This window comes from Rossellomorea sp. FM04394, from assembly GCF_041889765.1.
Classification (GTDB): Bacteria; Bacillota; Bacilli; order Bacillales; family Bacillaceae_B; genus Rossellomorea; species Rossellomorea aquimaris_B.
The window spans coordinates 2,936,522-2,951,901 of the sequence record NZ_CP168654.1 but is presented as its reverse complement, the minus strand read 5'-3'; the positions used below and the strand labels follow the sequence as shown (position 1 = coordinate 2,951,901).

The 15,380-nt window shown below is 40.5% G+C and carries 16 protein-coding genes; 15 read left to right on the top strand and 1 reads right to left on the bottom strand.

Features of this window, described 5'->3' with window-relative positions; translation table 11 throughout:
- The first annotated feature begins 37 nt into the window (after positions 1-37).
- The 7 genes from ACCB35_RS14970 (at position 38) to recO (ending at position 5,655) form a co-directional block, all read left to right on the top strand.
- A complete protein-coding gene (locus ACCB35_RS14970; RefSeq protein WP_374054331.1) occupies positions 38-2,197 on the top strand; it encodes an HD family phosphohydrolase in 2,160 nt (719 codons plus the stop codon).
- Positions 2,194-2,667: an rRNA maturation RNase YbeY gene (ybeY, locus tag ACCB35_RS14965; RefSeq protein WP_044339612.1), complete on the top strand. Its 474-nt coding sequence runs from the start codon at positions 2,194-2,196 to the stop codon at positions 2,665-2,667. The genes ACCB35_RS14970 and ybeY overlap by 4 nt, the downstream gene beginning before the upstream one ends.
- Positions 2,648-3,040, top strand: coding sequence for a diacylglycerol kinase (locus ACCB35_RS14960; RefSeq protein ID WP_374054330.1), 393 nt, complete (start codon positions 2,648-2,650; stop codon positions 3,038-3,040). The genes ybeY and ACCB35_RS14960 overlap by 20 nt, the downstream gene beginning before the upstream one ends.
- Before the next feature lie 250 nt (positions 3,041-3,290).
- The gene (locus ACCB35_RS14955; protein ID WP_034757514.1) at positions 3,291-3,689 is read left to right on the top strand and encodes a cytidine deaminase; all 399 of its coding nucleotides are present in this window, start codon (positions 3,291-3,293) and stop codon (positions 3,687-3,689) included.
- Positions 3,682-4,602, top strand: a complete 921-nt coding sequence (gene era / locus ACCB35_RS14950; protein WP_044339614.1) for a GTPase Era — start codon at positions 3,682-3,684, stop codon at positions 4,600-4,602. The genes ACCB35_RS14955 and era overlap by 8 nt, the downstream gene beginning before the upstream one ends.
- Positions 4,603-4,713: 111 nt before the next feature.
- A complete protein-coding gene (locus tag ACCB35_RS14945) occupies positions 4,714-4,857 on the top strand; it encodes a YqzL family protein (protein WP_082051301.1) in 144 nt (47 codons plus the stop codon).
- A gap of 45 nt (positions 4,858-4,902) precedes the next feature.
- Complete coding sequence (gene recO / locus ACCB35_RS14940) at positions 4,903-5,655, top strand: DNA repair protein RecO (protein WP_044339615.1); 753 nt, start codon at positions 4,903-4,905, stop codon at positions 5,653-5,655.
- Between the two features lie 196 nt (positions 5,656-5,851).
- Here recO and ACCB35_RS14935 read toward each other — a convergent pair whose 3' ends face one another.
- Positions 5,852-7,225, bottom strand: a complete 1,374-nt coding sequence (locus ACCB35_RS14935; RefSeq protein ID WP_374054329.1) for a glycine--tRNA ligase — start codon at positions 7,223-7,225, stop codon at positions 5,852-5,854.
- A gap of 471 nt (positions 7,226-7,696) precedes the next feature.
- On the opposite strand from ACCB35_RS14935, the gene ACCB35_RS14930 reads away from it, so the two are divergent.
- From ACCB35_RS14930 to cccA, 8 genes are all read left to right on the top strand, one after another.
- Positions 7,697-8,323 carry a helix-turn-helix transcriptional regulator gene (locus ACCB35_RS14930; protein WP_044339617.1) on the top strand — a complete coding sequence of 209 codons (627 nt, stop codon included), beginning with the start codon at positions 7,697-7,699 and terminating at the stop codon, positions 8,321-8,323.
- A 13-nt stretch (positions 8,324-8,336) separates the two neighbouring features.
- Positions 8,337-9,149 carry a pyruvate, water dikinase regulatory protein gene (locus tag ACCB35_RS14925; RefSeq protein WP_044339618.1) on the top strand — a complete coding sequence of 271 codons (813 nt, stop codon included), beginning with the start codon at positions 8,337-8,339 and terminating at the stop codon, positions 9,147-9,149.
- A 314-nt stretch (positions 9,150-9,463) separates the two neighbouring features.
- Complete coding sequence (locus tag ACCB35_RS14920) at positions 9,464-9,931, top strand: YaiI/YqxD family protein (RefSeq protein ID WP_374057037.1); 468 nt, start codon at positions 9,464-9,466, stop codon at positions 9,929-9,931.
- Positions 9,932-9,975: 44 nt separating this feature from the next.
- A complete protein-coding gene (dnaG, locus tag ACCB35_RS14915; RefSeq protein WP_374054328.1) occupies positions 9,976-11,790 on the top strand; it encodes a DNA primase in 1,815 nt (604 codons plus the stop codon).
- A 36-nt stretch (positions 11,791-11,826) separates the two neighbouring features.
- Entirely contained in the window at positions 11,827-12,957 is a 1,131-nt protein-coding gene (gene rpoD, locus ACCB35_RS14910; RefSeq protein WP_044339621.1) for an RNA polymerase sigma factor RpoD, read from the top strand.
- A gap of 44 nt (positions 12,958-13,001) precedes the next feature.
- Positions 13,002-13,394: a hypothetical protein gene (locus ACCB35_RS14905; protein WP_374054327.1), complete on the top strand. Its 393-nt coding sequence runs from the start codon at positions 13,002-13,004 to the stop codon at positions 13,392-13,394.
- 163 nt (positions 13,395-13,557) lie between these two features.
- Complete coding sequence (locus ACCB35_RS14900; protein ID WP_374054326.1) at positions 13,558-14,700, top strand: acyl-CoA dehydrogenase family protein; 1,143 nt, start codon at positions 13,558-13,560, stop codon at positions 14,698-14,700.
- A gap of 231 nt (positions 14,701-14,931) precedes the next feature.
- On the top strand, positions 14,932-15,306 hold the full coding sequence (gene cccA / locus ACCB35_RS14895; protein ID WP_044339623.1) for a cytochrome c550: 375 nt from the start codon (positions 14,932-14,934) through the stop codon (positions 15,304-15,306).
- The last annotated feature ends 74 nt before the right edge of the window (positions 15,307-15,380 follow it).

Sequence of the window (15,380 nt, the reverse complement as noted above, 5' to 3'; positions counted from 1 at the left end):
CTGGTTGAAATTGTACTTACATAACAGGGGGTTCTTTATGCAAACGCACCCATTTTTACTCAAAATAAGGAGCTTTCTTAGCTACCGACTATTTACTAATCTCTTATTTGTGTTACTTGGTATTATTGTTTTCGGGGTCTTGTATGGAAATGTAAAACCGAAAACCCTGGATATCAATTTGTATGAAGAAGCTCCTACAACGATACGGGCTCCTAAGAAATTCGTTGATGATGAGGCTACTGAGAAGAAGAAGGAAGAAGCAAAGGCTGAAGTTGCGAATGTCTACACCACGAAAGAAGGAGCCGTCGACAACTCCATATCCCTTCTTCGCTCACTCATTGAAAGTGTTAAAGAAGTGAAGACGCAATCGAAGGGTGAAGAAACCGAGGATCTAAAGCCTTCTCCGGGAGCTGATATCAATGAACAGCTCAAGCTGCTTAAAGGGAAGCTTCCAAAGGATAAAGATAATAACGTGACCAATGGTTTGAATGATTCCGTATTAAAAACCCTTTTAGAAGCATCAGAAGAAGACCTGGATCGAATGGAGACGATTGTTTCCACTCAATTAAAAGTCATTATGGAAAATGGTGTGAAAGAGGATGAGTTAAAAGAAGCGAGATTTAATTTAGAGCAAAGGATCACCAGCTACAGTTTTAAAGGGGATCTGACTACAGCGGCTGTTGCGCTTGGAAATGTTGCCCTTGAGCCTACTCAGTATTACGACGCGGAAAAAACGGATGAGTTGAAAAAGCTCGCTGAAGTTAATGTTCAAAAGGTTGAAATCATTGAAGGTGGAGTCATAGTACAAGATGGAGACCTGATTACACCGAAAGTATACAGTATCCTGAAATCCATGGGGATGGTAGAAAATACATTCTCTTTCAAGCCCTATATTGGACTGGCCCTCTTTGTCCTTGTCGTGATCAGTTCGCTGTATTACTTTTTCTATACTCTGGAAGTAACGGAAGAACGAAAACAGAATTATTTAATCCTTACGAGTATCGTGTTTGTGATTTCACTTCTGATCATGAAGATTGTGGGATTAATAGACCAGATGGAGATCAATGATATTGCCTTTATTTTACCTGCTGCATTCACGGGAATGATACTGAGGATTTTATTAAATGAGCGGATTGCCATGATGATGGTGTTTATTTTATCAGCATGCTCAAGTATCATCTTTCATCAGCAGTTCTCCGGATCAATCGATATTGAGATCGCTATTTATACGTTATTCAGTGGTGTATCAGGGATTCTTTTTCTAGTGAGCCGTAATCAGCGCTCGAATATTTTAAGAGCGGGTATTTACGTTGCTCTAGTGAATATATTGATCCTGGCGTTTTTAGTTCTGTTAAGCGGTACTTCTTATTCCAATAGCGAATATGTGTATTATCTCGTGTTTGCCCTGGTATCGGGAATCGGTTCCTCTATATTAACAATCGGTTTCCTGCCGTTTTTCGAGGCCGGATTCGGCATACTTTCTTCTATGAGGCTGGTTGAGCTCTCAAGCCCTACCCAACCATTATTAAAGAAGCTGCTGACCGATGCCCCGGGTACTTATCATCACAGTGTCATGGTAGCGAATCTTGCAGAATCTGCATGTGAGTCCATTGGCGCAAACGGACTGTTAGCGAGGGTCGGCTGCTATTACCATGATGTTGGAAAGTCAAAAAGGCCACACTTTTTTATTGAAAATCAGCTTAATATGGAAAATCCCCATGATCGGGTCTCGCCTGAGACGAGTAGGGATGTTATTATAAGTCATGCTTCAGACGGTGCCGACATGCTGCGTAAGCATAAGCTGCCAAAGGAAATTGTAGATATTGCCGAGCAGCATCATGGAACGACATTGTTGAAATATTTTTATTATAAGGCAAAGGAACAAGGGAAAGATGTTAAGGAAGAAGATTATCGATATCCCGGTCCTAAACCACAAACAAGGGAAGCGGCCATTATCAGTATTGCAGATAGTGTAGAAGCGGCTGTCAGATCGAAGAAATCTCCCACTCAAGGAGAGATTCAACAGCTTGTTCATTCCATTGTACAAGACCGCCTGCAGGACGGTCAGTTTAACGAGTGCGATATTTCATTGAAGCAATTGGAGACAGTCAAGAGATCTCTTTGTGAGACTCTGAATGGAATCTTTCATCCGAGAATCGAATATCCGGAACTTAAAGCAAAAGGAGAAGAAGCATGACATTATTGATCGACTTTATTGATGAAACAGAGAAATTATCCGATGAGGAAACAAATTTGGTGCAAAACATCTTAAACTTTGCAGCAATAAAGGAAGAAGTCGAAGATGATAGCGAAGTATCGGTTACGTTTGTGACGAACGAAAGAATCCAGGAAATTAACCGTGAATATCGCCATAAGGACCAGCCCACAGATGTGATTTCCTTCGCTCTTGAAGAACTGGGAGAAGACGAAGTTGAAATTGTAGGTGGTCAAATTCCACGTGTACTCGGTGATATCATCATTTCCATCGATCGAGCCAAAGAGCAGGCGGAAGAATATAATCATTCATTTTCCCGTGAACTGGGTTTTCTTGCTCTTCACGGATTCCTGCATTTATTGGGCTATGATCATATGGAAGAAATCGATGAAAAGGAAATGTTTCAGAGACAAAAGGATATTTTAGATGAATATGGACTCAAAAGGGACTAAGTTCGGCCTATTCAGGTTCTTGAAGTCTTTTGGATATGCCGCAGATGGGATTAAATCTGTATGGGCCACGGAGCAGAATTTCAGGATTCACTCTTGTGTAGGGATCATTGTTTTTATCTTAGCGTATATGCTGTCAGTATCTGCCCTGGAATGGATCATTTTAATTATATTGGTGTTTTCGGTATTGGCACTTGAAACAATGAATACAGCGATAGAAAAGGCAGTGGATCTTTCAACGTCAGACTACCATCCCCTGGCGAAAGCGGCAAAGGACCTTGCTTCGGCTGCCGTATTACTCTTTGCGTTCTGTACCGCGATTGTTGGTACCATCATATTTCTTCCAAAACTACTTGAGATTATTTCTGCTCTTTGATGGAAGAAACGAAGATGCGAATACCTGGAAAACAAAGGCTGCAAAAGAGAAATTGTACGATTTCTCTTTTGCAGCCTTTAATTCATTTGAAAACGTTCTTATACTTGTATAGAATAAGTGGAGCAAAGGACAAAATCGATAAATAGTTTGAATTATCTAACTATTTTATTACAAAATGATAACAGCCCATTTTCTTTTATGAAAAATGTAGTAAAATGAATGTGTAAGGGTTAAAAGGAGAGTTAAACGAATGAATGCAGAACAATTGATACAAGAAGCTAAACTAGCGAGAGAAAAAGCATACGTACCCTATAGTAAATTCAAGGTGGGAGCGGCCCTTCTGTCAAAGGATGGTAAGGTCTATCACGGTTGTAATATCGAGAATGCAGCCTATAGCATGTGTAATTGTGCCGAACGAACGGCTCTATTCAAAGCTTACTCAGAAGGCGATACAGACTATTCAATGATTGCGGTCGTAGCAGACACGGCAAGACCGGTGCCACCTTGTGGAGCATGTCGTCAGGTCATTTCGGAATTATGCCCGAAAGAAATGAAAGTCGTCCTGACAAACCTTAAAGGCGATGTGGAAGAACTAACCGTTGCAGAACTATTACCAGGAGCTTTTTCACCGGAGGATTTAAATGAGTAATATAGGAAGTAATACAGAGTACAAATCAGGCTTCATCTCCATCATCGGACGACCAAACGTTGGGAAATCCACTTTCTTGAACCGTGTAATCGGTCAAAAGATCGCGATCATGAGTGATAAGCCTCAAACGACACGAAACAAAGTTCAGGGAGTTTACACGACAGACGATGCACAAATGATATTCATCGATACTCCAGGGATACACAAACCGAAACATAAACTGGGAGACTTCATGATGAAGATTGCTCAGAACACTTTAAAAGAAGTGGACGTCATTTTATTCATGGTGAACGTTGAAGAGGGATTAGGAAAAGGGGATCACTTCATTATTGAGAAGTTAAAAGGGGTAAAAACACCCGTTTTCCTCATTCTTAATAAAATTGACCAAATCCACCCAGATGCGTTATTGCCAATGATTCAACAATACAATGACCTGTTTCCTTTCGCGGCGACAGTTCCGATTTCAGCATTAGAAGGAAATAACGTAGATAATCTTTTGCAACTATTGAAGGATCAATTACCAGAAGGACCTCAATTCTATCCGGCTGATCAAATTACCGACCATCCGGAACGTTTCATCGTTTCCGAACTCATTCGTGAAAAGGTCCTGCACCTGACAAGGGAAGAGATCCCTCACAGTATTGCAGTCGTTATCGATAAAATGGAGAGAAAGCAAGAGAAGGATCTCATCGATGTGATCGCAACCATTATTGTGGAGAGGGATTCCCAAAAAGGAATTGTGATTGGAAAGCAGGGATCTATGCTTAAGGAAGTTGGGAAGCGCTCCCGTGTAGACATTGAGAACCTGTTAGGATCAAAGGTTTATCTTGAACTATGGGTAAAGGTACAGAAGGATTGGAGGAACCGATCTTCCACCCTTCGTGACTTTGGCTTCAGCGATGACGAATATTGATGATTAAATTAACAATATTTAGGCCACATCTTTTAGAGAGAAAATGTTCATTCTAATCACAAGAAAGCTTATGAAGTCTTGCTAGTTTAAATCCAGAAAGGTGGGTTTTTTATGTTAGACTTAACATGGAAATTTTTTTCGCAGACAGGAAGTATAGACACCTATTTACTTTTTAAGGAGCTTGAAAAGGAGACGGTTGACGATCCTTACAGCTTTGAAGAAGAAACAGCGGAAGTTGATTTTCCTTTAACGTGATAAGTTTGTCATCACCCGGGCGGATTGATGTCGGGAGGTGGCTATATGCTACAGAAGTGTGAAGGAATCGTTATTCGAACGAATCATTACGGTGAGTCGAACAAAATTGTTACCATATACACACGGGAATTCGGAAAGATTGGATTGATGGCTAGAGGGGCAAAGAAACCTAATAGCCGTCTATCCGCCATTTCACAATTGTTTACATATGGTTATTTCCTTTTTATTAAAGGAAGTGGGCTGGGGACTCTTCAGCAGGGAGAGATGGTTGAATCGTTAAGGCATGTAAGAGAAGATTTGTTCAAGACGGCTTATGCCACTTACATTGTCGACCTTCTCGACAAAGCGACGGAGGACCGGAAACCGAACCCATTTCTATTTGAACTGCTTTACAAGACCATTCACTATTTAAATGAAGACTATGATCCTGAAATTCTTATGCACATATTTGAAATGAAGATGCTCCCTGTATTAGGGCTGTATCCGCATTTGAATGGATGTAGTGTATGCGGGGAAGCGGATGGTGAATTCGCCTTTTCCTTTAAAGAAAATGGATTCATCTGTCATCGTTGTCTGAGTGAAGATCCTCATCATTATCCGATCTCGCAAAGCACTGTGAAGCTTCTGAGGGTATTTTACTATTTCGATCTTAATCGATTGGGGAATATATCGGTAAAAGATGAAACAAAACGTCAATTGAAGCGGGTAATCAGGACTTATTACGATGAAAATTCAGGTTTAACATTAAAATCCAGAAGGTTCCTGGACCAGATGGATAACCTAAAGGACTTATTCTAGTTTATAATGCTGCTTGTGATGATATAGAAAGGGCCCATTCACCATGGTGAATGGGCCTGTTTTTTATGTGTCTGCTAGCTCCGGGGCTTAGAGGCTCGAGGTCATAAGTCAACCCTGCCAAAAAGGCAAAGAACGCCTTTCCCGCAGGGCTGTCTTATGCTTGTCGCCTCTGAACGAGCCGCCTCCGCTTTAGGTTTTAAAATTTAATTTTCTCTTGCAAGAACGCCTTGACTTCGCTGATCGGCATTCTGACCTGCTCCATTGTGTCACGGTCACGTACGGTCACTTGACGATCTTCTACGGAGTCAAAATCAAACGTGATACAGAAAGGTGTACCGATTTCATCTTGACGACGGTAGCGTTTACCGATTGATGCTGTTTCGTCGAAGTCAATCATAAGATCCTGTGATAATTCTTCATATACCTTGAATGCATCATCAGATAACTTCTTGGAAAGTGGCAGAACCGCTGCCTTGAACGGAGCCAGTGCCGGATGGAAGCGGAGCACTGTACGTGAATCATTTTCAAGCTCTTCTTCTTCAAATGCGTCACATAAGAACGCAAGTGTTACACGGTCTGCTCCAAGAGACGGTTCGATACAGTATGGTACATACTTCTCATTGGTTTGCGGATCCATGTAGTGGAAGTCCTCATTCGAATGTTCCATATGACGCTTCAGGTCAAAGTCTGTACGATCTGCCACACCCCAAAGCTCTCCCCAGCCGAATGGGAATTTGTATTCGATATCCGTTGTCGCGTTACTGTAATGGGATAATTCGTCTTTATCATGATCACGTAAACGCATGTTGTCTTCGTTCATTCCCAGGTTAAGTAACCAGTTTTTACAGTATTCACGCCAGAAAGAGAACCATTCAAGGTCTTCACCCGGTTTACAGAAGAATTCCAGTTCCATTTGTTCAAATTCACGTGTTCTGAATGTGAAGTTACCAGGTGTAATTTCATTTCGGAAGCTTTTTCCGACTTGTGCAATACCGAACGGCATTTTCTTACGCATTGAGCGCTGAACATTTTTGAAATTAACAAAGATCCCTTGTGCCGTTTCAGGGCGAAGATAGATTTCATTTGTTGAAGATTCGGTAACCCCTTGATGAGTTTTAAACATTAAATCGAATTGACGGATATCCGTGAAGTCCTGACTTCCGCAATCAGGGCATACAATGCTGTGCTCCTTGATGATTTCTTCCATTTTCTCAAACGAAAGTCCATCCACGATCATTTCAATACCTTTTTCTTCAAGGGCATTTTCAATGATTTTGTCTGCACGATGACGCGTTTTACATTGCTTGCAATCAATCATCGGGTCATTGAAGTTTCCAACGTGACCAGAGGCTACCCATGTTTGTGGATTCATTAAAATACTTGCATCCAGACCCACGTTGTATGGGGACTCCTGAACGAATTTTTTCCACCATGCTTTTTTAATATTGTTTTTTAATTCTACACCTAATGGACCGTAATCCCAGGTGTTAGCGAGTCCTCCGTAGATTTCAGAACCCGGGAAAACAAATCCGCGATGCTTCGCTAAATTTACTACTTGTTCCATTGACATAAAAGTCACTCCTTTTCATCATGTATGTAAATAAAATAAAAAAGCTCGTCCCTAGGCGCATGGCCTAGGGACGAGCTTGATACTCGCGGTTCCACCCTAGTTGATATACGTAATACATGTATACCCACTTTTAAATGTTAAAATTGCTCGGGATTGCCGTTTCCTTGCTTTCCAGGCTTTCACCATCCCTGGTCGCTTGAGTGCAGCAAGTACTTATCGATCCGTCATAGCATTATTGGTTTAAGATGAAGATATTTTATCATGATGCTTGAATAAATACAACCATCGATCTTATGAAGAGAAAAGATTTGAAGTTTGTATCAAAAAAAGATACTCTTTGTAAAGTGAAATTTAAAATATAGTGTTGACACAATAGAATGATAATATGCTCTTTTCATTTTAATTAAATAGTATATAATATTTCATATAAAGTATAACATAAATAGTCTGTTCGTTAGGTGGTGAGTAACAATCGAACTTAATAAGCGTCAAGAACATATTTTACAAATAGTTAAAGACAACGGACCTATCACTGGTGAACAAATCGCCGATCAATTAAACTTGACCAGGGCGACCCTCAGGCCTGATCTGGCCATCCTAACCATGGCGGGTTATCTGGATGCCCGTCCAAGAGTGGGGTATTTCTATACAGGGAAAACAGGAACGCAGCTGTTGACAGAAAACCTAAACAAAATATATGTTAAAGATTATCAATCGATTCCTGTAGTGGTAAACGAAAATGTTTCTGTGTATGATGCTATTGTTACGATGTTCCTGGAGGACGTAGGAACATTATTCGTAGTGGATGCCAATACGTACTTAGTTGGAGTTCTTTCCCGTAAGGATCTTTTAAGAGCGAGCATCGGGAAGCAGGAACTTAGTACCTTGCCGGTGAATATTATTATGACGAGAATGCCCAATATCACTGTCTGTGAAAAAGATGACCAGCTAATAGGCGTTGCCAAAGACTTGATCCATAAGCAAATTGACTCCGTTCCTGTGATTAAGAAAACGGAAAAAGGGGATTTAGAAGTAATAGGCAGAATTACGAAAACGAATATCACGAAAGCATTTGTAGCGTTAGCAGATGAATATTAGAAGGTGGTGAACGATCGTGAAAGAACCGATCATCTATGTTGTATCCGACTCGGTAGGTGAAACTGCTGAACTAGTCACAAAAGCGGCGATTAGCCAATTCAATGGTTCCAATACGGTCATTAAACGCTTTCCGTATGTAGAGGACCTGGAACATATCGACGAAGTGATTTCCTTAGCGAAATTAAACCAGGGACTTATTGTTTACACCTTGGTTAAGCCGGATATGCGTGCCTATATTAAAAAAGAAGCTGAAAGAGAAGAGTTATACGCTTTCGATATTATCGGTCCATTAATGGATAAATATCAATCAGCATACCAAAAGGAACCATTGTTCGAGCCAGGAACGGTAAGGAAGCTGGATGATGATTACTTTAAGAAAGTAGAAGCCATTGAGTTTGCCGTTAAGTACGATGACGGGAGAGATCCCCGCGGTATTCTTAGAGCGGATATTGTCTTAGTGGGTGTTTCCAGAACATCGAAAACGCCATTATCACAATACCTTGCACTGAAGAGAATTAAAGTGGCCAATGTACCACTCGTACCGGAAGTCGATCCCCCGGAGGAATTATTTATGGTTTCTCCGAAGAAATGTTTCGGGTTAAAAATCAGCCCTGAAAAGTTGAATACAATCCGCCGTGAAAGATTAAAGTCACTGGGATTGAATGATCAGGCGAGCTATGCAAATATTCAACGGATTGAAGATGAGCTGAAATATTTCGAGAAAATAACCGATCGGATCGGGTGTCATGTGATTGATGTAACGAACAAAGCGGTTGAAGAAACAGCGAATGTCATTACCAATATCTATCAGCACTCAAACGATTAACTTTTAACTTTAAAAGGAATGATACTTTCCCTGAATAAAGCGGAAGGATCATTCTTTTTTTGGTGAACATAACCAGAAGGACAGAAAGGTTTCATTTCTTGAGTTTTTATAGTGGTCAAACTTGTCCGATTATACTATAATAAAAAATTGTGATAAAAATATTTAAAATAGGTTTAGACTAAACTCTTAAGGAATAAACTAATTATTGTGATATGTCAAGTCTCGTCTTAATTAAAATTCGACAATTTTAATCAAATCTCTAGGAAAGTTCATAAAGAGAGAAGGATAATACGGAGTGATGTAGAATAGTTAGTATTAGCGAACTTAAGTCTACCGTCTATGTAGATGCAGATGCTTGCCCGGTAAAACAGGAAATCATTAAAATTACCAGTGGATATGGCTTTGAAATTGTTTTTGTTGCTTCTCATGCCCATAGGAAGAACGAACCCGACCAAGGTACGTGGGTATATGTCGATAGTTCGAAAGAAGCGGCCGACTTATACATTATGAATCATGTCAGACCTCAAGATGTCCTGGTAACCCAGGATATTGGATTGGCAAGCCTAGTCTTGCCGAAAAAAGTTTATGCCATCTCTCCCCGGGGAAAAGCCTACAGGGAAGAGAGTATAGCCACCGCACTCGATTATCGATACGTCGCAGCAAAAGAACGCCGTAGAGGAAACTATGGTAAAGGTCCTAAACCTTTTACAAATGAAGACAGAGAAACATTTTGTATTTCCTTCGATAAAATCTTGTCGGAAATTGCAGGAGAATCGGAATAAGTACAGAATGGATTAAGAGGGTAAATAAAAACAGGTGATAAATCGTGTCTGAAAGAATCCCTGAAGATAAGTTAAATAAAATTTTATCGTCAACTGATATCGTAGATGTCGTCAGTGATTATGTACAACTGAAAAAGCAGGGACGAAATTATTTTGGTTTGTGTCCGTTTCATGGAGAGAATACTCCATCTTTTTCTGTTTCCCCTGACAAACAGATATTTCACTGCTTCGGATGCGGAGCCGGAGGAAATGCGTTTACATTTCTAATGGATGTTGATGGGTTAAGCTTCCTGGAAGCAGCGCAAAAGCTTGGCTCTAAAGTAGGAGAAGAAATCTCCATACAAACCACTTCTTCATCTGAAAGGGAGCTTCCCCCTCAAGAAGATGAAAAGCAAATGATGGAAGCTCATGGGTTATTAAGTAAATTTTACCACCATCTCCTTCTAAATACAAAGGAAGGTCAGGAAGCCCTCGAATATTTGTTGGCCCGGGGGTTTACGACTGAAAGTATTACTAAATTTCAGATTGGGTGGTCACTTCCAAGCTGGGATTTCACGGTTAAGTTTCTTCAGAAACGAGGCTATTCCCTTGAGCTGATGGAAGAGGCGGGTTTACTTGTTAGAAGAGAAAGAGACAATTCCTTCCTGGATCGCTTCAGAGGAAGAATCATGTTTCCTATAGTCGATACCAAAGGGAACACGGTCGCCTTTTCAGGAAGAAGCATCGATTCAAATGATGAACCGAAGTACTTAAACAGTCCGGAAACGAAAATTTTCAACAAAAGCAGCATTCTTTATAATTATCACGGCGCACGCGCAATGATTAGAAGAAAACAACAGGCCGTCCTGTTTGAAGGATTTGCCGACGTTATCTCGGCAAATGAAGCAGAAGTGGAAAATGGAGTAGCCACTATGGGTACTTCATTGACAGAGCAGCAAATCGGGTTGCTCAAGCGCTTAACGGATTCCGTAATCATTTGTTATGATGGTGATTCTGCCGGAGTGGAAGCTGCATTTCGGGCAGGGAATCTTCTTCACAATCATCAGCTGAATATTCGTATCGCCACAATACCAGAACAATTAGACCCTGATGACTACATTTCCAAATATGGTGCAGCAAAGTTTCAACAAGATGTAATAGGGGCAAGCTTAACGTTCATGGCATTTAAGCTTCGGTATTATAAGCTGAAGAAAAACTTAAATGATGAAGGAGATCGCCTGAAGTATATAGAAGAAATACTTAAGGAAATTACTCAATTGAGTAAGGCGGTTGAAAAGGATTATTATTTAAGGTATTTGGCGGATGAGTTCGAACTATCTTTAGAGGCTCTTCAAGAGCAGTTAACTGAACTGGAAGGCCCGGAGAAGCGGAAGTCTAAACCACCTAAACAGATAGGTATGCAAGGCAATTTCGCCAGACAGACCCAGTCTAAATTGTTGCCCGCTTACCAGACTGCCGAGAGAAGATTAATTGCCTATATGCTTAAGGATCCGAATATCGCTTACAAGGTGCAGGAGTGGCTTGCAGGTACTAACCTTAATATTGATGAACATCAGGCTATTATTACTTATTTATTGGGTTATTATGAAGAAGGTCTGCCTCCAAGTGCCAGTGCCTTTATTGGGTATCTACCTGATGAGAGGTTAAGAAGGATCGTAACGGACATTGAAATGATGTCAATAAGCGAAGAAAGTACGGACCAAGAATTACTGGATTATGTCAATCAGGTGTTAAAACATCAAAAGATGTTGAGAATAAAAGAAAAAGAAGTGGAAAGAAAAGAAGCAGAACGACTGAAGGATTACCGAAAAGAAGCACAAATAGCAATGGAAATCTTACAGCTGCGTAAGTCTCTATAAAAAGGTATTGTAAGGAAGTTGGAAGGAGGGGAACAAATGGCTGAAAAGTCAGCGCGTTCCAAGCAAATAGCGTCAGAATTAACAGTTGATCAAGTGAAAGAATTTTTAGTTAACCAAGGTAAAAAAAGAGGAGTCCTCACATACGAAGATATTGCTGATAAATTATCAGGGTTCGAGTTGGATTCAGATCAAATGGATGAATTCTACGAACAATTAGGTGAACAGGGCGTAGAAATCATCAATGAAAATGACGAAGATGATGATCCGGGTGCCACGGAGTTAGAGAAGGAAGAGGAAGAAGAATTCAATCTGAATGATTTAAGCGTTCCTCCAGGAGTAAAAATAAATGATCCGGTTCGTATGTATCTGAAAGAAATCGGAAGAGTGGACCTTTTATCTGCAGAGGAAGAGATAAATCTGGCCAAGAGAATTGAAGAGGGCGATGAGGAAGCTAAGCGACGTCTCGCTGAAGCGAACTTAAGACTGGTTGTTAGTATTGCTAAGCGTTATGTCGGTCGCGGTATGCTATTCTTGGACCTTATCCAGGAAGGTAATATGGGTCTGATCAAAGCGGTGGAAAAGTTTGATTACCGTAAAGGGTACAAATTCAGTACGTATGCAACCTGGTGGATTCGCCAAGCCATCACCCGTGCTATTGCCGACCAGGCCAGAACGATTCGTATTCCGGTTCATATGGTGGAAACCATCAACAAACTGATACGCGTTCAAAGACAACTATTACAAGACTTAGGGCGTGAGCCGGCACCGGAAGAAATCGCAGAAGAAATGGATTTAACACCTGAAAAGGTTCGGGAAATCCTTAAAATTGCTCAAGAACCGGTATCCCTTGAAACACCGATTGGTGAAGAAGACGATTCTCATCTTGGTGACTTCATTGAAGATGCAGAAGCTCAATCTCCTTCAGAACATGCCGCATACGAACTTTTAAAAGAACAGCTTGAAGATGTACTGGACACCTTGACAGATCGTGAAGAAAATGTTCTTCGTTTACGCTTTGGTCTGGATGATGGCAGGACCCGTACACTTGAAGAAGTAGGAAAAGTCTTCGGTGTAACACGGGAGCGTATTCGTCAGATAGAAGCAAAAGCTCTAAGAAAACTGCGTCATCCAAGCAGAAGCAAACGATTAAAAGACTTTTTGGAATAGAACCCATGTGCTGCCTCTATTGTGCGTAGAGGTGGTTTTTTTTTTTGCCCGAAATAAAGGGTTTTTTATCACCTTTGACATATTCGACCTGTACGATATTAATTTCATTATTTGTCATTTATTTTACTGAATTGTCAATCGTTTTGCAAACAACGATTTTGGCAAGTTTTGTCGGATTATTAGCAGGAATAGGAATTTATTATACTAAAAAACAATTATCTCCTTTACTCTTGTATATGGCTGCCGCTTGCATACTTCTTCTGGCCTCCATAGAAATATCAGGAGCATTATTTGGTGAAAGTCCTTTCGAGATGTACATAACCTTATTTCTGAACTATATACTTTGGGTAAGTGCTGGTTTGAAATGGAGCCTGACTTATTTTTCCCTTTCAGGTATGGCCAGGGGGAATCCTGTTAATTATTTTATATTACTATAACTTCTGAAAATTTAAAAGTTTTTTAAAGTTGAGAAAATTAACTATTCCCTTTTATAATAGGAATGAGAGCGTATTCATAGAGTGCTGAGATTATGTTTGAAAGCGCTATTATAAAAATGGTGTCAGGGCTTTCAGTCATCAAAGTTAGACAAGGGGGATAAGGATGAATTTCGACTTAACACAAGAACAAACAATGATTAAAAAGACAATCAGGGAATTTGCTGAAGAAGAAGTGGCTCCAGGTGCATTGGATCGGGACCGCTCAAAGGAATTTCCTAAGGAAATTTTCAAGAAGCTTTCTGACCTGGGAATGATGGGACTTCCGTTTCCAGAGGAATATGGGGGGGCAGGTGCCGATACGGTCAGTTTCGCAATCGTAACCGAAGAGCTCAGCCGGGCTTGTGCTTCGACAGGTATTACGTACTCTGCACATATTTCACTGGGTGGGGCACCCATCAACTTATTTGGATCTCATGAACAAAAGGAAGAATATTTAACCCCGATCTGTACAGGGGAATCGTTTGGGGCTTTCGGCCTGACTGAACCCAATGCAGGTTCAGATGCAGGAGGAACCCAAACAACTGCAGAAGATAAAGGGGATAAATGGGTTATCAATGGTAATAAGTGCTATATTACCAATGCAAGCTATGCGAATCATCTCGCGTTAACAGCGATTACAGGTAGAAACAATGGGAACAAAGAAATAAGTGCGATTATCGTTCCGACTAAAGCAAAAGGATTTACCGTAATTGATAACTATGAAAAAATGGGGCTTCATTCATCAAACACGACGGAGTTGGTACTTGAAGATGTGGAAGTGCCTAAGGAAAACCTGTTAGGAAAACAAGGAGAAGGTTTTAAACAGTTCCTTGTCACCCTCGATGGGGGCAGGATTGGAATCGGTGCTATGGCTGTCGGTGTAGCACAGGCTGCCTTTGATAAAGCTTTGCAGTATTCAAAGGAAAGAAAGCAATTTGGCAAAACCTTATCACAGTTCCAAGTCACTCAATTTAAGCTTGCTGACATGGCGATGAAGATTGAGCTGGCAAGGAATATGGTTCATAAGGCAGCATGGTTGAAAGATCAGGGAAGACCATTTTCGAAAGAAGCCTCCATGTGTAAGCTGTATGCTTCAGAAATCAGTATGGAAGTAGCGGATGAAGCCATTCAGATTCATGGTGGATACGGATACATGAAAGAATATCATGTGGAAAGATATCTGCGGGATGCCAAGCTCCTTGAAATCGGAGAAGGAACCTCAGAAGTCCAGAGAATGGTCATTTCAAGGCTAATAGGATGTCAGTAAGGTGAAAACACTATAATGCAAATCAAGAGCTCTATTGGTCCGCTCCGGGGCAGTGGGGCTCTCTTTCTTTAAATGGAAATTCACCTTTTTTCACAGGAAATGTGTCTAATTTGTGAGAAAGATGGAAAAGTTAATTGATAGTACTTTTACTTTGTCGTTTTTTACAGTAAAATATAAAGTGTTGAAAAGAGCACTATTTTTTGGATTTTGTACATAAAGGAGGTTAAAATCATGAATCGTAATCCAATAATTCCATTCGTACTTATCATGGCTCTTGGAATTGGTCTTGTTTTCTTCTTATCTTTAGAAGGTCTTAACAATGCTGATGAAAAAGCAAAAGAAGAAGGTCACGGGGAAATGGAAGGTAAAGAAGGGGAAGAGGCTTCAAGCGGCGAATTCGATCCTGAGGCAGCTTACAAAGATAATTGCTTATCTTGTCATGGTGGGAACTATGAAGGTGGAGCAGGTCCAGCCCTAAAGGGAACTGAACTTTCTAAAGATGAGATTAAAGAAACGATTAAAAACGGTAAAGGTATCATGCCAGCCGGTTTAATTGCTGAAGAAAATCTAGATGCGATGGCAGACTGGATCAAGTCACTTAAATAATCAACGATGAAAGGTTCTTTGTCTTTTGGGCAAAGGACTTTTTTTATCGGGAAAAGTTGGTTAGAATGATTATC